Origin of the sequence: Paraburkholderia flagellata, assembly GCF_021390645.1 — a bacterium.
Lineage (GTDB): Bacteria > Pseudomonadota > Gammaproteobacteria > Burkholderiales > Burkholderiaceae > Paraburkholderia > Paraburkholderia flagellata.
This window is the reverse complement of the sequence record NZ_JAJEJT010000005.1, coordinates 596,924-617,509: the sequence shown is the minus strand read 5'-3', so window position 1 is coordinate 617,509 and position 20,586 is coordinate 596,924. Positions and strand designations below refer to the sequence as shown.

Annotated in this window: 13 protein-coding genes and 2 pseudogenes; 7 read left to right on the top strand and 8 right to left on the bottom strand. The window is 58.9% G+C overall.

What is annotated here, in order from left to right:
• Window positions 1-48 precede the first annotated feature (48 nt).
• Together L0U83_RS39250 and L0U83_RS39245 are read right to left on the bottom strand one after the other, a co-directional pair.
• Window positions 49-1,179 carry a polyamine ABC transporter substrate-binding protein gene (locus L0U83_RS39250; RefSeq protein ID WP_373321198.1) on the bottom strand — a complete coding sequence of 377 codons (1,131 nt, stop codon included), beginning with the start codon at window positions 1,177-1,179 and terminating at the stop codon, window positions 49-51.
• A gap of 68 nt (window positions 1,180-1,247) precedes the next feature.
• The gene (locus L0U83_RS39245) at window positions 1,248-2,552 is read right to left on the bottom strand and encodes an NAD(P)/FAD-dependent oxidoreductase (RefSeq protein WP_233889952.1); all 1,305 of its coding nucleotides are present in this window, start codon (window positions 2,550-2,552) and stop codon (window positions 1,248-1,250) included.
• 154 nt (window positions 2,553-2,706) lie between these two features.
• Here L0U83_RS39245 and L0U83_RS39240 point away from each other — a divergent pair, with 154 nt between their 5' ends.
• The 3 genes from L0U83_RS39240 to L0U83_RS39230 all read left to right on the top strand — a co-directional run bounded on the left by L0U83_RS39240 (window position 2,707) and on the right by L0U83_RS39230 (window position 6,208).
• Window positions 2,707-3,591, top strand: a complete 885-nt coding sequence (locus L0U83_RS39240; protein ID WP_233889951.1) for a LysR substrate-binding domain-containing protein — start codon at window positions 2,707-2,709, stop codon at window positions 3,589-3,591.
• 217 nt (window positions 3,592-3,808) lie between these two features.
• Window positions 3,809-4,612 carry a hypothetical protein gene (locus L0U83_RS39235; protein ID WP_233889950.1) on the top strand — a complete coding sequence of 268 codons (804 nt, stop codon included), beginning with the start codon at window positions 3,809-3,811 and terminating at the stop codon, window positions 4,610-4,612.
• A 150-nt stretch (window positions 4,613-4,762) separates the two neighbouring features.
• Window positions 4,763-6,208, top strand: coding sequence for an IS1182 family transposase (locus L0U83_RS39230; RefSeq protein ID WP_233889949.1), 1,446 nt, complete (start codon window positions 4,763-4,765; stop codon window positions 6,206-6,208).
• A gap of 342 nt (window positions 6,209-6,550) precedes the next feature.
• On the opposite strand, the gene L0U83_RS39225 is transcribed toward L0U83_RS39230, so the two are convergent.
• The 3 genes from L0U83_RS39225 to L0U83_RS39215 form a co-directional block, all read right to left on the bottom strand.
• Window positions 6,551-8,212, bottom strand: a complete 1,662-nt coding sequence (locus tag L0U83_RS39225) for a phospholipase C (protein WP_233890026.1) — start codon at window positions 8,210-8,212, stop codon at window positions 6,551-6,553.
• A gap of 260 nt (window positions 8,213-8,472) precedes the next feature.
• Window positions 8,473-9,570 (bottom strand): NAD(P)-dependent alcohol dehydrogenase, encoded by a 1,098-nt coding sequence (locus L0U83_RS39220; RefSeq protein WP_233889948.1) that lies wholly within the window; start codon window positions 9,568-9,570, stop codon window positions 8,473-8,475.
• Between the two features lie 944 nt (window positions 9,571-10,514).
• A complete protein-coding gene (locus L0U83_RS39215; RefSeq protein WP_233889947.1) occupies window positions 10,515-11,702 on the bottom strand; it encodes a TIGR03118 family protein in 1,188 nt (395 codons plus the stop codon).
• A 1,076-nt stretch (window positions 11,703-12,778) separates the two neighbouring features.
• Between L0U83_RS39215 and L0U83_RS39210 the strand changes: the two are divergent.
• The 3 genes and pseudogenes from L0U83_RS39210 to L0U83_RS39200 all read left to right on the top strand — a co-directional run bounded on the left by L0U83_RS39210 (window position 12,779) and on the right by L0U83_RS39200 (window position 16,741).
• A pseudogene (locus L0U83_RS39210) lies at window positions 12,779-13,351 on the top strand (tyrosine-type recombinase/integrase).
• Window positions 13,352-14,217: 866 nt separating this feature from the next.
• A complete protein-coding gene (locus tag L0U83_RS39205) occupies window positions 14,218-15,582 on the top strand; it encodes an inorganic phosphate transporter (protein ID WP_233889946.1) in 1,365 nt (454 codons plus the stop codon).
• A gap of 349 nt (window positions 15,583-15,931) precedes the next feature.
• On the top strand, window positions 15,932-16,741 hold the full coding sequence (locus L0U83_RS39200) for a DUF6675 family protein (protein WP_233889945.1): 810 nt from the start codon (window positions 15,932-15,934) through the stop codon (window positions 16,739-16,741).
• A gap of 80 nt (window positions 16,742-16,821) precedes the next feature.
• Here L0U83_RS39200 and L0U83_RS41010 read toward each other — a convergent pair.
• The 3 genes and pseudogenes from L0U83_RS41010 to L0U83_RS41005 form a co-directional block, all read right to left on the bottom strand.
• Window positions 16,822-16,923, bottom strand: a pseudogene (locus L0U83_RS41010) (hypothetical protein); the annotation flags it as partial.
• Window positions 16,924-17,283: 360 nt separating this feature from the next.
• On the bottom strand, window positions 17,284-17,529 hold the full coding sequence (locus L0U83_RS39195; protein ID WP_233889944.1) for a hypothetical protein: 246 nt from the start codon (window positions 17,527-17,529) through the stop codon (window positions 17,284-17,286).
• A 158-nt stretch (window positions 17,530-17,687) separates the two neighbouring features.
• Window positions 17,688-18,047 carry a superinfection immunity protein gene (locus L0U83_RS41005; RefSeq protein WP_373321197.1) on the bottom strand — a complete coding sequence of 120 codons (360 nt, stop codon included), beginning with the start codon at window positions 18,045-18,047 and terminating at the stop codon, window positions 17,688-17,690.
• Between the two features lie 758 nt (window positions 18,048-18,805).
• Between L0U83_RS41005 and L0U83_RS39190 the strand changes: the two genes are divergently transcribed.
• On the top strand, window positions 18,806-19,939 hold the full coding sequence (locus L0U83_RS39190) for a helix-turn-helix transcriptional regulator (protein ID WP_233889943.1): 1,134 nt from the start codon (window positions 18,806-18,808) through the stop codon (window positions 19,937-19,939).
• Window positions 19,940-20,586: the final 647 nt, after the last annotated feature.

Sequence of the window (20,586 nt, the reverse complement as noted above, 5' to 3'; positions counted from 1 at the left end):
TGAACCGACAGCTCATTGGGTTCAGCCGCCCCCCCGAATTTCCCGCCATCAATGAACGGTTTTCAGTTGCGTCCACAACCTGTTTTCGAGTCGAAGAATCTCGACAGGCTTCGGTTTCATCAACGTCATCTTCTTGAATACATCGTCCGGCGGATAGACTGACAAGTCCTGCGCGATCGCAGGCGTCACGAATTTGCGCGCCGGCACGTTCGCGGTCGGGTAATACACTTCGTTGGTGATAGCGGCGTTCACCTTCGGATCCTCGATGTAGTTGATCCACTGGAGCGCCGCCTCCGGATGCGGCGCGTCTTTCGGAATCGTCATCATGTCAAAGGCGACCAGACCACCCTCCTTGACGTTCAAGAATCTGATGTCATACGAACGTTTCGCATCCACACTGCGCCGATGCGCGATGCCGACATCGCCGGCAAAGCCGATCGAAACGCAAATGTCATTGTTGGCGAGATCGTTGATGTAGCCGGACGAGTTGAACTCGGTCACGTAGGGCCGGACTTTCCTCAGCATCTCATATGCGGCCTGATAGTCGGCTGGATTCGTGCTGTTCGGATCCTTGTGCATGTATTGCAGCGCTGCCGCAAAGACGTCGATCGACTCGTCGAGGAAAGAAACGCCGCAGCCTTTGAGCTTCGCGAGATTCGCAGGATCGAAGACGAGTGCCCAACTGTCAACGGGCGCGTTCGCGCCGAGCGCCTTCTGCACAGCCTGCGCGTTGTAGCCGATGCCGATTACCGCAAACGCCCAAGGCACGCCGTACTGATTGCCCGGGTCGGCGCCCGCGACCATCTGCATCAGCGTCGGGCTCAGGTTCTTCAGGTTCGGCAGCTTCGACTTGTCGAGCTTCTGATACACGCCGGCCTGGATCTGCGCGCCCATGTAGTTCGACGTCGGCACGACGATATCGTAGCCCGAGTTGCCAGCGAGCAATTTGGCCTGCAATGTATCGTTGCTGTCGTAGTTGTCGTATCGAACGTGAATGCCGGTCTGCTTCTCAAAGTTCGGGATCGTGTCTTTCGCAATGTAGTCCGACCAGTTGTACACATTCAGCTCGGTATCCGCCGCGCGGGCGGGAGGCGCCGTCCATGCGGCCACGGCAGCCGTCATGAACAGACTCGCGAAGACCGCTCGCCTGAATCGAGATCCGGAGTGGGAAACGCTCATCGTGCTGTCCTTTTTTCGGGCAAGTTACGGGGGTAGAGAAAGGGGTCCGTCGTGGGCAACCGTTGTTCTCACGATTCGGTTTCAGCACGATACGATTCGTACTGCAAACGGATTGTGGCGCCGACGTCGAAGAACGGGCTTGGAGGCACCCAGCCTGGTCTGGCGTGGTCGAGGACGGCCGTCAGCAACGCCGACTGGCCTCCCGACGCCATTTCCGCCAGCAGTCGCCCCCATAGGGTGCCGCGCGCCACGCCGGAACCATTGCATCCAGCAGCGGCATAGACACCTCGTTCGAGCTTCGCGAACCGCGGCTCCCCGGATCGTGTCGCGCTCAGGTGGCCGGTCCAGGTGAATTGCAGGTGTTCGCTGGTGACCCAAGGGAACCGGCGCTGCATTCCTCGCAGATGACGGTCCCTTCGAGCCTCGAGTGAGCGGCCCACGAGATCTCGATGGCGATACTCCACCGTATTGCGAATCATGAGGCGCCGGTCGGGCGTCAGCCGTACAGTGGCGCCGGCAACCCGGGTCGACAGCACGCCCCACGCGGTCGCGTTACCCAGCCGGGCGTGCTCCTCTTCGTTCAGCGGCCGGGTGAGCGACGCACTCAGTTCGAGCGGGAATACCGCGCGGTCTCTCACCCCGACTCTCTGCAAAAAGGCACCGACACAAATGATGACCTGCCCAGCTTCGATGTCGCCGTCGTGCGAGCGCGCGCGAATCTTCCCGCCATACATCCGCTCGAAGCCAACGATTTCCGTGTTCTCACGGAGCCATACATTCCCGGGCAACGTGTCCCGCAACCCCTTGGCGTACCTGGCCGGTTGCAGCAGGCCGTTACCGCCGCCGCACCATATTCCTGCCTTGTAGAAAGACGTCCCCAATCGCTGCGACAACGCCGGGCCTTCCAGTAGTTCGGCACTCGCCCCGGCTTCCCGCAGGGTTCGCACCTGGGCTTCCGCCTGTGCAAGTTTCGCCGGATCATGGACGGCGAAGAAGTAGCCGTCGCGGCTCAGATCGCACTCGATGCCGAGGGTGCTCACGCGTCGGCTCACCTCGTCGCTTGCCGCTTTGCCGATTGCCGTCACGCGATGGTATTGCTCATTGAATGGCTTGCCGCCCAGTTCCTCGGGTTCGGGCCGCTCGTACGCGACCACGAAACCGGAATTGCGCGCCGATGCGCCTTGAGCCGCGCGCTGCCGGTCAACGATAACGATGCGCGATTGCGGGTGCAGTTCGGCGAGCGTATGCGCCGTGGCCAGTCCCGTGAAACCGCCCCCAATCACGAGCCAATCGGCTTGCTGAGTTCCTTTGAGGGCCGCATCGACTGGCGAGCTACCTGCCTGCGCGATCCAGCCGCAGATATTTTCGATCAAAGCACGTCTCCTACCACGAAGCGTGGGGATGCAATTGTCTGAATCATGAATAATTGGCATTCTTGCGTGAGAATACCTTTGGGTTCGCGCCAATATATTGGGAGCTGGGTGGGTTATCCAGCGTTATTAATTCATTCAAGTATTCAAAAAACGCATGGATAAGATTTATCGTCCGCCCTCTCTCCAGGCCCTTCAGGCACTCGCTTTGGTGGCGGAGTCGGCCAGCTTTACCGAAGTGGCGGAAAAGCTGCATCTGACCCAGAGCGCGGTAAGCAGGAAGATTCAGCAACTGGAAAGCCATTACGGCGCGCCGCTGCTCGTTCGCAACAGCCGCAGCATGCAGCTGACCGAGCACGGCAAGGCGGTGCTCGACGTTGCGCGCAAGGTGCTCGGCGAGTTACGGATGCTCAATGAGCACCTCACGCGGCGGGACAGGCCATTCCGCATTCGCATATTCGTATCGGTAGCGGTTCGCTGGCTATTGCCGCGCATGGTCGACTTCTATGTGCAATGCCCCGATCTGTCACTGTCGATTGAGACGGTTGCGACCGAGACGGTCGATCCATCGGGCGAGTGCGATGCCTACATCCTTTACCTCCCCGAAATGCGCACGGACCCTTCGTTCCTCACACTCTTCGAAGAGTCTCTCGTGCCGGTTTGCGCGCCTTCCCTCGTCGGCGGCAAGGAGGCTCCGGCCACGCTGGACGAGTTGGACAAGTACACCCTGATTCACGGCTCGACCGGGCACCACGAGTGGAAGCGCTGGCTTCAGGCGCAGGGGAAGGCGGACGACGTCGACTACCGGCACATGACCTTCAATCTGGACGAACTGGCAATGGATGCAGCCAGCCGCGGATTGGGTGTCGCCATGACGGATTTGACTCTGGCGCAGGAAGCGATTGGTCGCGGCAAGCTGATCGTTCCCTTCGGCACGCCGCTAAAGACCACCGGAGTCTATGTGCTTTGGCTGCAAACCGCTGGAGCGCTGCATCCGGCGCGCCAACGCATCCTCCAATGGTTTGCTCAACAGGCAGCGTGACGCGGCAGGCCAAAGTGTGCGACCGGGAGCAAGTACCTTCGGCGAAAGACTGAAGGAGTCGAGGCGCGTGCTGCCCCGATGTCCGGTTCGCGTCTCATTGGTGCCGTTTGCGCAGGAAGCTGTCGATGACTCCAACTGGGTCGACTACGGAAATTCGATCGGACGGGGTTCGGCCAAGCAACCACTTGAAACTATACTGGGGCACTTGGAGGATTCAATGGCTAATCACGACAGGCTGCATCCACTACGTCCGCTCCTGAAGAATTGGGTTTGGGAGCATGGCCGAATCGGTACTCGCTATTTGGACTGCATCGATGGCGGAATCAAGTTTGACGAAGGCAAGAAGTCGCACTTCGCAAACGAAGAATACATTTACGTGCCGCTCGACAAGGATGGTGAGGAGGGTGCGTCGGTGGATGGTCCTGCGATCCAGGAGGCGGGACTTGGCCGGTTTTTGAGGGCCGCGCAGTTGGGCAAGCCGGAAGAAGCCGGCTCTGTGGCGGAAGTCCAGCGCGCAGTGGCGGACTGCGTGGAACTCGGTCTGTTCAGCGCATATCAGATGGACGCCCAGGAGGCCTTCACACGCTACGCGCAGGAGCCCATGTTCGAGGATGAAATCCGCGCGGCGGTTGTCGATGACATCCGGCGCATCTATGCGCGTGTGCGGGAGCAGCTGGCGCTGTACGATTTCAGTGTGCTTTACGGTTTGCCCATGCCGCTGCTCATCAGCGAGGCGCCCTTCATCGACTGGCGCGTGCGCGCTAGTCCGGTCCTTCCGTTCGTATCGCTTCCTCTTGGACCTTACTGCCTGCTGGTGGGCGCGCCCTCGGGCAGGAAAAGCCGAATCGGCCCGGTGGCCTGGAAAGCTGCCGCCGCGATGGGTCCGTTGAAGGACCACAACCGCCACATCGTGGAGCAAGCACGCTTGTGGCTGGTAGCGACCACTGACGACCAACTCGTCGCTGTGCAAAGCCGCTTCGCTGCGGCCAGGAGTATCACGCCGGACAATGCGAAACCCTGACCGAAGTCGGCTGGGAAACTCGCAGTCGGCCGGGCGGACGAACATCGCGGTACGCCTCGCCCCAAGAGCAATCAGGCCGAGTACGGCCGAGCCTGTGTGAAAACGCACTCATCGCCTAAACTGAATCAACTCATCGAGACTGGGTGACTCATGAAGCGATTCGTCGAAGGCGATGACCGCAAACAGGTCGCACTACTTCCCGAATGCGTCGATGACTACATCGGACAGGACAATCCTGTGAGGGTAGTAGATGCCTTCGTCGACGAGCTGGATCTTTCGGAACTTGGCTTCAACGGTACTACACCGGCGCTCACGGGCCGCCCGTCCTACCACCCAGGCGCGATGCTCAAGATCTATATCTACGGGTATCTGAACCGCGTACCGTCCAGCCGGCGGCTTGAGCGCGAATGCCAACGCAACGTTGAACTGATGTGGCTGACAGGACGTCTGGCGCCAGACTTCAAGACAATCGCCGACTTTCGCCGTGACAATGGACCGGCCATTCGAAACGTATGCCGTCGCTTCGTCGAACTGTGCCGGGGACTGAAGCTGCTATCCAGCGACATGGTCGCCATCGACGGCAGCAAGTTCAAGGCTGTGAACAGCCGCGACAGAAACTTCACTGCCGGCAAGATCGACAAACGCCAGCAGCAGATCGAGGAAAGCGTCCAGCGATACCTCGACATGATTGAAACTGCAGACCGGACCAGTCCGGCAGGTTTCGATGTGAAGACCATGCGCCTGTACGAGAAGATCGCGCTCCTGCGTCAGCGGATGCGTGAGCTCGAGCAGATCAGGGAGCAACTGAAGAAAGAACCGGACAAACAGTTGTCGCTTACCGACCCGGATTCCCGCTCCATGACCAGCGGTGGCAAGAGAACCGGCACCGTCGGCTACAACGTCCAGACTGCCGTGGATACGAAGCATCATCTGATTGTCGAACACGAGGTGACGAATATTGGAGGCGACCACGGCCAACTCAGCAAGATGGCTCTATCGGCGAAGAACGCGATGGGCAAGCTAAAGCTGAAGGTGCTGGCTGACCGCGGCTACTTCAGGGGTCCGGACATCCGCGTGTGTGAACTTGCCGGGATCGCCACGTATGCCCCGAAACCACTCACCTCAGCGTCGAGGAGGAAAGGGCTCTTCACCAAGCGCGACTTCATCTACGTTGCCAGGAGCGATGAGTATCGATGCCCCGCTGGCGAGCGCGCAATTCTTCGATTCAAGACCGTTGAGAATGGCATGAATCTGAACGTGTACTGGCCCAGCGCATGCCCGCGTTGCCATCTCAAGGAGCGATGTTCGCCCAGCGACTATCGCCGCATCCGACGATGGGAACACGAACATGTACTCGAAGTCATGCAGCGTCGTCTCGACCGGAAGCCTGACGCAATGACCATCCGACGAAGCACCGTTGAACACGTCTTCGGCACGCTGAAGCATTGGATGGGCGCCACACACTTCCTAACCCGGACGCTCGGACGGGTGAGCACCGAAATGAGCCTTCAGGTACTGGCCTACAACCTCAAGCGAGTGATGAATATACTTGAGGTTGCGAGGACAATGAAGGCAATAAGGACGGCTGGAAGCTGAGGCCCTGAGCGGCTTCTTGCGCTCGCGATGCTCGGATAGCGCAAGCTCGACGCATCTAACTTGATAAACCTCACCGTCAACCTCGCCCTCAGCCGCGAAAATTGCGTTTCCACACGCCCTCGGCCAGGAGCCGTCATTCGATTCGATCGGCGGTTTGATATTCAGTTGTCGGCTTCGCTCAGAAACCTGCCCCATAGCCTACCAGCGCTTATCGGTCATAGCCGACATTGGGGCGGGTGCCGCTTGGTTCAATTACGCCAATGTAGCGGACTATGCACGGTGGGGACACGGGCGACGCAAGTCACGCGAGGTCGCCGGCACGGCCACCGCTTCCCCGGAACTTCAATACCGTGTGACGGAATCGACGACCGTGCCGGTTAATGGGTCGAGAAACAGCTTCACGGAGCGAGGCTCGCCGCGGAAATCGAACATGCCCATAATGCTCCCCGCCGTCGCGTCGAACGAGCCTCCGCCAATACGCTGACCATTGAGCCAGTTGTCCTCAATAAATCGGATGACAGATGCTTCGATAATCGGCGTATGGTCAACGAAGTTCTGTTTGGCCCACGGTGAGATGACGAGGAATGGGATCCGCGTTCCCGGTCCACACCTCCCGTTAACCGGTGCACCACTCACGCCGATTGGTGCAGTGCCGCCTCCACACCTTCCGGGGCCATTCAAACGATCGGCCCGCAAATCGAACGATGGATGTGTCGGATTTGCGTAGGCGTGGTCATACCATCCATCTGAATCATCCCATAGCACAATAACCGCCGTGCTGTCCCATTCAGGCTGCTGCTGCACGAAATTGATGACCTGCGTTGTGAATACCTGTTCGTCGAGCGGGTCGGAGTAGCCGGCATGCCCGTCCTGCGAGCCGGGCGCCTTGAGGAAACTGACTGCCGGAAAATTGCGTGCCTTCACCGCTGCAAAAAAGTCGTTGATGTCATACTCATGATTCGCCGGATCTGCGGTTTTTTCATCGATCGACAGCCTGTGTCCAATGGCACTCACTGAACCCGGTCGCAGATGCTTCGGGTTAGCCGTTGACCTGTAGTATTGGAACCAGTTGTGATGTGGCACATAGTCTGCTGTGGCTACCCCGACGGCCGTAGCAACAGTACTTCGCTGGCACCCGGTGGTGCCGTTCGGATTGACTCGTGTCAGGTCGAAACCACCCATGAACCCTCCCCAGCTGACGCCGCTTTCGTTCAGCAGGTCCCCAATGTTCCTGCCGGCCATCATCACCTGGGTTTCGCTGGAGCACACGTCATACGCGGGATCAACGTCGTTGATCAACGTAAAGCCCCCTACGCCGTCGTCGACAAAATAGTCAGCCACCGGGTAGCGAAACCACCTGTGCCCTTGCGTGACGATTTTCATGCCGTTTGTTTGCCCCGATACGAGGTTCAGAGCGCCTGGCGTCGACGGTCCGTACGTCGATGTGTACGCATTGTCGCTCATTGCGAAATGCTGGGCATAGTTCCATAGCGACGTTACGGTATTGCCGTCGAAATAGCCCATTACCTGCGCTTCCGTGCCGAATGCACCCGCGCCACCGCGCGAGCCCTGACCCGTATACTTAGGAAACAGGTCCATCGCCCCATTGTGGTAAGCCCGCTGCTCTGCGGAGTAAGTGTGGTCCTGGTCCGAGGTCGCCGCCTGACTTCGATCGAGCCGGAACGGATTGCTTACAGCCTGGCCATTGGCGGCATTGTGATTCGGGTTATTCCTTCGTAGTTCAGACGAAAGCCCATTCACGCGTGGCGTGCCGGGTGCTGCAATGAACCGGGGCTCACCAGGACGATTTGCCGCCGTGGGGTAAGTCCCGAAGTAGTGGTCGAAAGACACATTCTCGTTGAAGACGACCACCAGGTGCTTGATCGGTGTCGCCGTGTTCACGCTTTCCACGTGACCGCCCTGAGCATGCAATTCTTCCGCGCCGACGCCCATACAATACGCGGAGAGTGCACATGAAATGGCCAGTAGCGCTTGACGAATGATGGCGTTTCTTGGCATAGGGGTGGCGATTCTGAGACGCGGATCTCGCGTCAACGTGAGACCCGTGCCTAAAGTCACTCGACGTCATATACAACGCAATCCTACCCTCCGGCCCGCGCGGTCACGCTCCCGAAATCAGTCAGGTTGCAGAAATTGCCGGTCACGGCTCCGAAACGGTCGGCCACGTTCGTCCGAAATACGCCCGGCCGACCCATCACATTGCGCAACGGGCATGCCTGCAGTTTTCGAAACCATTCGCACCGTCAGGGCTTAATGGCCACCTTCAATACACCGTCTCGCTGGTTGGCGAATAGCTCATACGCCGCCACAATATCGTCGAGCTTGTAGTGGTGAGTAACCATCACGCCAAGGTCAAGCCGATTGGCCTCGATCACATTCATCAGGCGCCGCATGCGCTCCTTGCCGCCGGGGCACAACGCAGTGCGGATGGTGTGATCGCCGAGGCCCGCAGCGAAGGCTGCCAACGGGATTTCCAGGTCCTCCGAGTACACCCCCAGACTTGAGAGGGTGCCTCCTGGCTTGATGACCTTCATGCAGTTCTCGAAGGTGCGCTGCGTACCCAGCGCCTCGATGGCCGAGTCCGCACCTTTACCGCCGGTAAGCTTCATCACTTCCTGCACAACGTCGCACTGGTTAAAGTCGAGCGTTACGTCCGCGCCAAGCTTCTTGCTGATGCCGAGGCGATGTTCGTTGCCGTCCACGGCGATGATCGTGGTAGCGCCTAGCAGACGTGCACCCGCCGTGGCGCACAGGCCGATCGGGCCTTGCGCAAACACCACCACGGTGTCGCCAATCTTGATGTTGGCATTTTCTGCACCTTTGAAGCCGGTCGACATGATGTCAGGGCACATCAACACCTGTTCATCGGCAAGGCCGTCCGGAATCGGCGCAAGGTTCGCCTGCGCATCGGGCACCAGCACATATTCAGCCTGGGTCCCATCAATCAGGTTGCCAAAGCGCCAGCCAGCCGTGGCCTTGTAGCCGTGGCATCCGCACAATCCCTGTGGAACCAGGTAGCTGCCATCCTGGCTAGGGTAGCCATCCTGCGCAGCATAGCTGTTGAAGTTGGGACAGATCGCACCAGCAATTACCCGCTGACCCTCCTCGTAGCCCACCACAGCAGATCCGAGCTTCTCGATTATGCCCACTGGCTCGTGCCCAACGGTCAAGCCCGTAGCCACGGGATACTCGCCTTTGAGAATGTGCACGTCGGTGCCGCAGATGGTCGTGGTGGTGATACGAACCAGCGCGTCATTAGGCCCGACATCGGGAATCGGTTTGTCCGTCACTTCGATTCGGCCCTTTTCGACGAAAACTGCCGCTTTCATCATTCCACTCATGGCGAAACCTCCTTTCGACAGATCAGTTGAAATGCCTCCCGCAATTGCTTTAGGGCGAGAGAAGGATGGTCGTTGAGACGGCGGGGCGAACGTCCCTGCTGGCGCTCACCGAATCTTGATCCAGCTTTCGCAGCCCTCTTTCTTGTCGCCCCTGCTTTCGCCGAGCTCGATTCGTTGCCCGCTTCTTCGAACACCCGGAGACAGCGTAGTACATCTATTCCGGTATGGATAAATCTTCTCCGTCCATTGCATTCCTCTCCCGAAGTCGCAACCCTACAAACAGGACCCGTCGATAGTAGCGCCCCACCAACTCCGAGAGAGTGACAGCTCTCGTCCGCGCGGCCGCCCCCCGGACGGGAGCACAGGGCTCCCCAAAATATCTGGGGTTCTGCGGCGTTCGGGTGGACGAATTCAATCTGATGGCCCTTCTGTCGCATCTACAGATTGAACTGCAACGCCTACTCGCCGATCAACTCGCTCGGCCTGGCGGCGGCAGTGTTTTCGGAAGCGGATGTTGAGATAGCCGTCCGACCGTCAGCGCCGCGTCGAGTACCGCCGACCACGTCGGGCAGTCGTCGGCCACCTCCGGCCTTTCATCGGCGCATTGAGACGGACAGTCAGATGTCCGTTCTGCACGCTTTTCACAGACCGTTACAGCAGGCAGCGCAAAGGCACAGTGCCCCCAGCCGAAGCTTAGGCCGAACACAATAGGGTCAAGTCGGCGGACTCGAGGGGAGCCGTCAGATTCGTGCGAGATCGGTCCATAGCTGTGACTTGCCTACGCGAGAACTGGTTGTTCCCGGTCTCACCCGGAAGAGCCGGTCGCGTCTAGCGAGTTCCTCGACCGGCTGGGGTGGGGTCCTCCGCATCGAACTCGAATCGACATCGTCAATGGTCAGCAATGTCGTGTTTCTGAAACGCCCCAGGGAGCCGCGTGCTCGCGGCTATTGCCCGGCCTGAGCCGGCGCCCGCGCCTTGGAACCGCTTACTGGAGCGATGATGCCGAAGAGCCCATTTGTCTCCTTGTTAGGACCTGCCGAGAAGTACAGCGTGTCCGGACTCGAATTGCGGCCGCCACCAAGTGTCAGAGTCCACAGGCCGTCGATAGCCAGTGGATTGCCGAACTCATTCTCCAGTTGATCGACGAACGTGCCGTCATTGTTAAAGACATTGATTCGGCCATTGCCGAAATTGCCAACGAGGATTTCGCCGCTGAAGCGACCGAACGCAAATGATGCGCGCGTGATGCCCCACGGGGAGTCGAGCGATCCCTGGCTCGCAAAGCGGCGCAGCAGGTGGCCGTCGGTATCGAATACATCAACAAATCCATGACCGCGGCCTGCAACGTCGTCGTGCTTCTTACTGTCCTGCTGCGCATAGGTGACGAAAAGGTCCCCATCGATGTTCGCGATACCGAACGGGGCGTAGCCGGCTGGGATGTTTGGGTCGGCGAAGCCACCATCCGTCGTCGCGGGCGTGAACTGGCCGTTCGAACCGTTCGGCCCGAATACATCGATCTGACCCGAGCGGAAGTTCGTCGCAAACAGGAATCCTCCTTTCGCATTCACTCCGAAGACTAAGCCCTTGTAGACGGCCCCGTTGACGGCAGAGGGATTGGACGAGTTATCGACCGCGATCACGGCGTTGTTCGCCGGATTCAACCCGCCGGCCCAAGCGGAAATCGTGCCGTCTTCGGTGGCGAAGATGAATACGGCCGGGATCTGCGTACCTGGCACGAGAAAGGCCGACGAAGGATTCCATACCATCCCGGTTGGCGCCGCGGGTGTGGGATTCGGTGGATTGTTAGGAAAGACGGGGCGACAGGCGCCGGACGGTATGACGTTGCCGGGTAGCGGGATGGAGACCTGCAGGGCCACCTTTGTCCCCTCGCCGTCATACAGCGTGGAGCAGCCCGTGGCATTGTCGTTGATCCAGAATGGACTTCCTGCCGGACTAAAGGCAATACCCCAGGCGTTCTGCAGTACCCCGTCGACCTTCGGGGCCGCGCCTGCCACGTTGGACACGAGTGGTTTGACAACGTAAGCATCGTCGGCAGCGGCATGTCCGATGGTGAAATTGGCGGCGAGGGCAATCACGGCCGCCGCTTTGAAACCCCACGAGATCTGAGACATCACTTCCCTCCTTGTCTGACTGGCGAGAAATCGCCGCAGGCTAAACGACCGCCGTGCTTCAAATATTCCCGCTCGACTTCAAGGAATCCACTGGCCACCCTTTCGAATGGCGCGATAGGGGTCGGCCGCGGCCCTTCGACCAGATTCTTGGTTCTGCGAGCCAGAGACGAGCGAGTGGCCCCTGGACTTCCGAAAACTGCCGTTACCCGTCGCGCAGGCTCGAGTGACAGCAAGGGGTCGGCTCTCACTTCTCGTCACACCTGCGGCAATACGAGGTAGTGGCAATGCGCTTGCGACGGCACGAGTTGACACATCGCCTCGGGCCAATCACAGGCGACACTGGTTGAGTGGTGGAGATAAGGCGGCGTTTCAGAACGCGGACGAAGTGCACGCTGCCTGCTATCTTGCAAAGCGGCTGGGACGACACTCCGTGACCTCCAGCGATTCCGACACTGGAATACAGCGTCTCAAGGCGACCGCACTCCTCCAGAAGCAATGACCTTTTTTCATTTTGTGCGCTCGCCGTCAGGTCCAGATTTGAGATACGCCGAACCTTGTGAAGGTCCGCATCGTCCTTCGGAAACGGGCGTGCACCTTCACGCACTGCGATCACTCGCGACGCCTCGGCGAGCCTGGCGCGCTCCAACCAGTCGCATTCAGCACCGTTTGAGTTTAACCAAATCTGGGCCGCCTCGATCAGGTGGTCTGTCCGTAACCAGACACCCACCCTCTCGCGCAAACGCGAAGAGCTGGCCTACCAAGAAAAGCACAGCAGTTCGCTGCGCGCTTCGTCATCAAAAGCGTTCACGACTCACCTGTTTCGTCTGGGCGCTTTGAAATCACATTCGCCGTTTGCAGCAGGTTGCGTGGCTCGGCCCGTATGGCGCTGGCCGGACAGAGATAGAGAATTGGGCAAGCTCAACGGACGACCTCGAGGCCGGTTCGAGTATACCGATGCAGTCGAACTGCCGGAGCACCCTTCGCAGCAGCAAACGGCGGTCCGTCTTTTCTCGGTCAGTCAGCGACAACTGACAGAGGCGCACACTGGATCTCCCTTCAACTGGAAGGAGATCGTCATGGAAACGCAGAATGTCGCGGTTGGCTCCCGAGTGCCTTGGAACAAGGGCAAGCTGACTGGACAGAAGCCACCGCTAAAGCTTCCGGAAATCTGGGCGATTCGCACCAGGTTGCAGATGTCTTCGAACATCCGCGAGCTGGCCATGTTCAATCTCGCAATTGATAGCAAACTAAGGGCATGCGACCTCACCAGCCTGCTCGTGCACGAGGTCTGCCAGGGTAGCCACGTCGGATCGCGCGCAATGATCATGCGGCAGAAGACGCAACGATCGGTTCAGTTCGAGATAACCGAGCAGACACGCCAGAGCATCGAAACGTGAATCAAGACCCGGAGCTTGAAACCCACCGACTATCTGTTTCAGAGCCGGCTGCATGCGTCGGCGCATATCTCGACGCGACAATACGCACGGATGGTCCACCGATGGATTGTCTCCATCGGACTCGACGATACCGCTTACGGCACGCACACCATGCGTCGCACAAAGGCTTTATTGATTTACCGCCGAACGAAGAATCTCCGGGCGGTTGAACCAGCGCTTAATTGCCCGGACTCACGGGGACGCAGCCGATAACCGCTCGTGACGGCGCCTGATCCTGTTGCTTCACGGGAGTGGCCCTGAGTCGGCGCCAATCTTTCTAGAGCGTCGACCGGCTTCGAGTGAGGCGCGCGCTTCTCCGTCTCATCAACTTCCATCGTCCGGACGGTTGCACTGCCTCGCCGCGACCGGCAAGCACTCCGGGCATGCCCCATGCGACTTCTCCACTGCGGGGTCTACAAAGCCCTTCGCGGGAGAACATATCATGCCTTACTTGCTTGGCTGGCTTCTTGGCGTACCGTTAGTGGTTCTTGTCATTCTGTATCTCATCTTTCATTGACGAAATAGGCGTGGCAGATCAGCGTCGCGGCCGACTTCACGGTCGGCCCGCAAACCGCTGAAACTACAAACATTGCCGCAGCGGCAACGCCCTTCGCATTGGTTGCACGCTGTGACTCCGTGAGAATGCTCGAGTGTGCAGGGCAAACGCGTCAGTCGTTATTGTCGCCGCAGCCCATATCATGAACGGCCTGCGCTTCCCGGCCGCGCAGGCGAACGACACCCTGCATACCGCACGCCGGCCCACGTGGCAGATCGCCGACGACATCGCCCAGCGATGCCTCCAAACGCCGCACGATCGCTGCGGTCAGATCGTACCCAACCTCGCAACACGAATATATCTCTACCGGCTGCCGTCACACCGTGCACTAAACGCTGCTGTGCGCGTCATTGCGAGGTTGCGATTCCAACCAATCTGTTGACGTCTTCGAGACAACACAGGTCACAAAATCTTCACGCGCCTTGGCATGCCATTGGCAGTATCAAGGGCAATCGCTGCAATCCCGCACTCTAGAGTGCACAATGCTCGCTCATTTCGCCCCTCGTCGCCGTTCGTTATTGCCATGCTGGTCGTTTGCCTGATCATGGTACTTGCCTTTGAGGTGAGCAACGGATTCCACGATTCCTCAAATGCGGTCGCAACCGTCATCTATACGAATTCGCTCGGACCGGTGCCCGCAGTGGTCTGGTCGGGTCTTATGAACCTCGTTGGCGTGCTTGTCGGTGGGATATCGGTGGCGTTCGCTCTCGTCACGATCCTGCCCCCCGACGTGTTGACGCCGCCCGACGGCTCGCCCGCAGTCCCGATGCTCGTATCGATTTTTTCTTCTGCACTGCTTTGGAATGTACTAACGTGGTACTTCGCGATCCCGAACAGCAGTTCCCATTGTGTGATTGGTTCGTTGATTGGCGTCGCGGCTGCCGATGCGTTACTCAAATCGCGAGACCTCGCTGAAGGCGTGGACTGGCACCAGATCGTTACCGTTCTCAAAGCGCTTGCGGTTTCCCCTGTGCTCGGGTTCGCTATTGCCGGAGGCCTCTATTGGATCCTGCGGATGGTCGTGCGACGCGGAGAGCTGCTCGAAGCGCCTCGCGACGGAAAGAGACCCGTATGGTGGATGCGCGCACTGTTGATTACGACGTGCACGACAGTCAGCATTTCGCATGGCACGAACGACGGACAAAAAAGCATTGGCCTCATCATGTTGACCGTTATCGGCCTGCTGCCGGCGACGTATGCGCTAAACCCCCAGTCCGCAGGACAGATCAAGCAATTGAGCCAATACGGATCACAGGCCGTACCGCTGATCGCCGAGTATGGCGACGACGTCAAGACGCAGGGTCTCAATGCTGCACAAGCACTTCAGCGCGCCGCGCCCGATACGCTACGCGAAGCAGATGCACTCCGCACCAACCAGCCGGTGCAAGCTGGCGAACGCGCAACACGTTCCCAGTTGCGCGGCTATGTGTACGACGTAATCTCTGAAATGAAATACGTCAGCCAGAAGAAGAACGTCCCCGAAACCGAGCGCAAACAGGCATCCATGCTGCTCAAATCGATGAGCACGCCGGTCGAATACGCTCCCTGGTGGGTGCGCGTACTCAGCGCCGTCTGTCTCGGTGCGGGCACGATGGTTGGATACCGGCGCGTCGTCCGCACGCTCGGCGAGCGACTCGGGCGCCAGAAAATGACGCCAGGACAAGGCGCAAGCTCGGAACTCGTCGGCTCACTGTTGATCGGCACGGCGGGTTTGACGGGGTTACCCGTCAGCACGACCCATATCATTACGTCGGGCATTGCGGGCACGATGGCTGCCAGCGGACAAGGTGTGCAAAGGCGCACCCTCATCCGGATCGGCGCGACCTGGCTGATTACCTTGCCAGTCACAATCGTTTTAGCGGGCACGTTCTTTTATCTTCTTGCGTGACCCGAGGCGGCCGACAGGCGCTCGGAGGCGATGGCTGACACCTCAGTTCTGGCAGTTGATGTCCGCGACTTCGGCGTCGTACGGAGATCGGAAAGTCCCTCACATTTGCAGAACTCTGCGACCAGGCGTTCGGCGAAGTGTTCAGGTTTCCTCTTACCCCTAGCCGATGCTCACGAGCGGTTTGTGGGACGATCTGAGAGGTCGACTTTTCGCGAGCCGGTCCTGCTGCGCAACGAAGAGAGTTTTTCAACAATCCTTCGAAAGCAGTCATCCGGGATCGACTGCGTCAAGTTCGTCATCCTCTATCCGGTGTTGCGTGAGAAAACCTATTTCTGGGAGGCCAGTGCTGATGAAGGTTGCGCATCCTCGCGGTATGTATTGCCTGAAGGCAGCAGCCCGCTGCGTGCCGCTGGTGGCTGCCGCCGGCTTTGCCATGGCAACGCCTTTGCCAACGCCGCCGTGCGGGACATCGCCGGTGCCAGCCTACGCGTCGCTGGGCGAGCAACCCGCGATGGCGATCCTGCGCGCCGAGCAACTCGATACGGGTGTGTGGCGGCCGTCCTCGTGCACCGGATGGCCTGCCGCGTCCCGCTCCCGAGTTGTCGTCGCGCTCGCAGGGCTGGTCCGCGTCGCCAACGGCCCCGAGACGCTGTTGACACGTGCCGGGGCGGTCTCCACCCTGCGCACCGTGCGCTACTGGTCGACGACCGACAACAAGTGGCGTCCCTTGTTCCTGGACGCTGCAGCGCTGGCCGGACCCGCGGAGGGCGGGAAGCGGCGGGATGATTTCCGCCCGTCGGAACTGCAGGCCGGTCGAACCTATTACTATTGGGTGGACGACAGCCGCTCCGGCCCCTTGGTGTACAAGGTGCGCGTGCTGGAGCGCAGTCTCCACCGGGTGGCGCTGGCCGAGGAAAATGTGTCGCCGGTCCGTGCGTTCGGACTGACACTGTTTCAGCCGGCTGCGCTGCAGACGGTAGTGTTCGCACAGCGCCAGGCGGACGACGTATGGGGCCTGTATATTCTCGTGCGCATCGACCGGCAAGCCAGCAGTTTCATTGCGAGCGGGCACGAGGCCTCTACGGCGAACCGGGCGCTGGCACTGTTTCGACACCTGGCCGGCGTTCCAACCGACGCGGAACCACCGGCAGTGCGATGACTTGGGTCGTGGCGCAAAAGGCCCCTCATCGATGCGTCAATCGCCAGCTGCGGCGCTCTCGCGCGCTTTCCTGCAGGGTACCGCTCAGGGGCCGTGCGGAAGGCATCCAGACATTTTCTGCTGCAAAAGTAGTATGTCCGGTCGCGGTTCTCGGGCGGCCAGCGATGTGTAACCGAAGTCATTGAGCCGGTGTGCGGCTTCCGGTCGTTCGTCTTCGTGCTTAAATGGTCATTCGAACGGTTGCTCTACTCAAATAACGGACCTGCACGCCACGGTCCAGTTCGGCTCCCACCTATCCAAAAGTGCAATTGCGACCCAAACTGGCAGTCGTTACATTAATTCGCAAATCGAAGCAACTTTCGGCGATTCTTGGGAAATTTGCTTTTGCAAAATCTTTCACTATCGATCCGATTGAAGTGTTCGTGCTCTCGAACGCCGAAGACTAACGTTGCCTTTGGCACTGAAAGTCGGGGCCATTCAATCTTCTGACGGCATCGCCGAAGGACGGCGCTTGGTGTCAGGAGCAGGGCCACGCAGTGCTCCTATAACGAGAATCGCCAGAAGACATCCGTCGCCACCGCAGCCACTACACTCAGGGCCAGGGTCGTGGCATAAACCCTGTACATGCGACGCGCACGGAAGCGGTAGACGCTCGGAGGGTAGTCATACAACTGACGGCGACGCCGAAGCGAGAGCCGCCTCAGGATGAAAGTGAGCGTCAGAAAAATGACGAACAGCCCCCAAAAGAACCAAACAGCACCTGAAACATCATCGAGTTGCATACTCATACCGCACCACCTCCTTTGGCACTGAACCGATTTCGGGTCGCGCGACGCGCCGAAGAGACAAGACAGCGAACTGATCTTTCATGGTCGCACTCGGGGAGGCATCACCTCAACGATGCCAACGCCGATTCCCTGATGTCGCCTGCGCTGGTTGCGCGTCGTCACTCCCGCTTTCGCAGCAGCGCTCCCTGGAGTGCATCTGTCGAAGTTCCAAACGAGGTCAGGAGATCAGGGGTAGCAGCGTTTGCATCCCTGCCATGCAAGCCCTTGTACCAGGGCAGATGCAGGCGAATCCGGCCCCGCGCACGCAATCCGTCAGCGCCTTTCACGGGTCCTGATGCCAGATAGTAGGCAACATACCAACCGCAAATGGTCCAACCAGCGAAGAGGTTGATGAGCACCACCATCTTGAACCTATGGTGTGAACGTACCAGCGCCACAAGTGTCGGGCTGAAGTAAAGTAGTGACCCAGCGCACACTCCAGCACTGCTGATCAGGGACAACGTTGGCTGGCTAGTCATTTGATGAAGGCCCCGTCAATAACTTTACTGTGCGTCTGCTACCTGGTCCGGTCCATCGGGTCATCTGCGCGCTGCAGCTTTCGATTCTTGTAAAAACGTCGCTCCCCCCGGAGGCACGTCTCGATACACGACGTGGACAGGTCCGAACCTCCCGGCAAGTCAGCGCCGGAATACTGAACGTACTATCAAACACTTCAGTTCTTAGTTGCTAATCGTTGTTGCCACGGCGACGGCAGTACCACTGCCCGCATCCCCAATGCCCTCTGGGATCGCAGTTGACACCGTCGGCTGACTTGCTCCGGCAGAAGTGTCAGCCGCTTGCGTCGACGTGCAAGCGTCCAATTGTTGCCGCCGTTGTATTGTTGGCACGGATCATCGCTTCCTCCGCAGCAAGCCGCCAGGATTGACAGCATCGAAACTGTAGCCGTGGTTCTGATCGTCATATTTCCCCCGTTAGCACCGTGAGCACCGTTATTTGGATTTCACTGCACGCACACCTGCGCGTGCATATCTATAGGCTCAACATCGCACTCATTCTGCGCTTCGAACGTCTCACGACGCTTGACATGTCAATTAAAAAGCCGAGATCTTTCACACTTCAGACAAATGAGCGGCGCAATGTGAAGCAAGCATTCTGATAGTTGCCAATCGACCAGTTCGCCCGTTTATGTTAGGTTTGTGAAATGAAAACGGCATCACCCAAATTAGTGAAAAACTGAAGATTTTGGCGCGCGTCAGTGCAGTAACTGGGGGCCTCAATGACAGAGCTGGAAGAATTCAGCCGCCTGCTCAATGCTGCGTACGATGCAGCGATCGAAAGCGGTCGTTGGTCAAGCGTGAGCCGGCAGATCGCAGACATGTTCGGTACCCATAGTTGTACGATACAAATACGCTCGAACGGTGAAACAGTCGTGCTAGGTTGCACCGCAAACGTTTCCCCCGCTCTAATGCAGGAATATCAGGATCACTACCACGCTACAGATATCCGTGCCGAAGGCGCGATTGCGAAAGGGCTCGACAGGGCTTACATCGGCGCGGAACTGGTTCCCAACGCTCTACTCACCCGCAGCGAGCATTTCGATTTCCTCAGAAAAGCGGAAATGTATTTCGTGGTCGGTGGAGGAGTTTCCGTCAGCCCGCACGAGATTGGAATGATCGGTGTGCAGGCGAGCCACAATGCGGCCGAGTTCGACGGTAACGACCGACGCAAGATGGCACTACTGTTGCCGCACCTGCAACGCGCGTTCCAGTTGCGCTCCACGTTCATGCGTCACGCGATTGAGCGTGACATGGGACTAGCCGCGATGGACCGCCTTTCCATTGCGGTAATCCTGACTGACCAAACCTCAAAAGTCCTTTTTGCGAACCGCGCGGCGCAATCCCTCTTTGAGAAGGCCGACGGGCTGGTGGAGACCAATAGACACCTGTCGACTGACTCGTCCGCGACGACCCAAACCCTGCTTCGCTTCGTCCAACTGGCGTGCAATCGCGAAAACCTGGAACGACTGTCGCCCCTGTCTGGCGCACTCACATTACAGCGAGCTCGACATACGCCGTTGTCGGTGATAGTCGCGCCGGTAAATGCGGGCGACCTGAGCGCGATCACCGACCGGCCGATGGCCATGGTGCTGGTGCGGGACACTCAGCATGCGAACGCGTCCACCCCCGAGATCCTGCAGCAACTATTCATGTTGACAAGAGCCGAGGCCCGGCTGGCCAGCGAACTTGCGGATGGGCGTAGTCTCGAGGAAATTGCGACCAGCAAAGTCGTGAGCCTGAATACGGTCCGCAGTCAGCTGAAATCGTTGTTGAATAAGACGGGCACCCAGCGCCAAGGCGAATTGGTGGCCCTTGTGCACCGCCACGTGATTGACATTGCAACTAGTGATTGAATATCGTTGATGCGGCAGAGGAACTCGGGGGCGGATTGAATGGCCGCTCGCAAGAGCGCGATGTGATTGTCGCGAGATTCGAAGCTGCGCACCGGGTTGCGGAACATCAGGGCCGGTTGGCGTCTTTCGCCCCGCCTGCAGACCCGCGCCTCTGGAGGCCGCTCACTTCATATGATGAACCGATTCTGTTACCCTGGATAGGCCACCCCGCCGTGCCTTTCTGGCAATTCCCGTTAAGGGCTGCCATTTGGTGATGTTGAAATCAGATCGAAAAGGCCCGGAGTTGCTCAGTCGGTCGAACTTCGACTGGCTGTAACAGAGGTTTCGGTTGTACGGTATTGGTGCATCGCGTCAACTGGTGGTCGCAGCAGACTCCGTGACGGCGGTGAGTCACGTAAGACCGAGTGTCGCCATCACTTTTAATTACATTGCATTACTAATTAACATTGTCCTCCCCCAAGTCGTCTGCGGGCAGCGGAACTGCTCACGCGATTCTACAAACGGCGTCTGGACGTTCTCGCGGACAGCCGATTATCCATACGCTGTCTGGATAATCTCAGCTTCGGGCCAGGTGAGGTAAAAGGCACGCATGCTGGCGAGGTTGGCCCTGCCGAACCGCGCCAGATCCTCTGCGACCCGTGCAATCA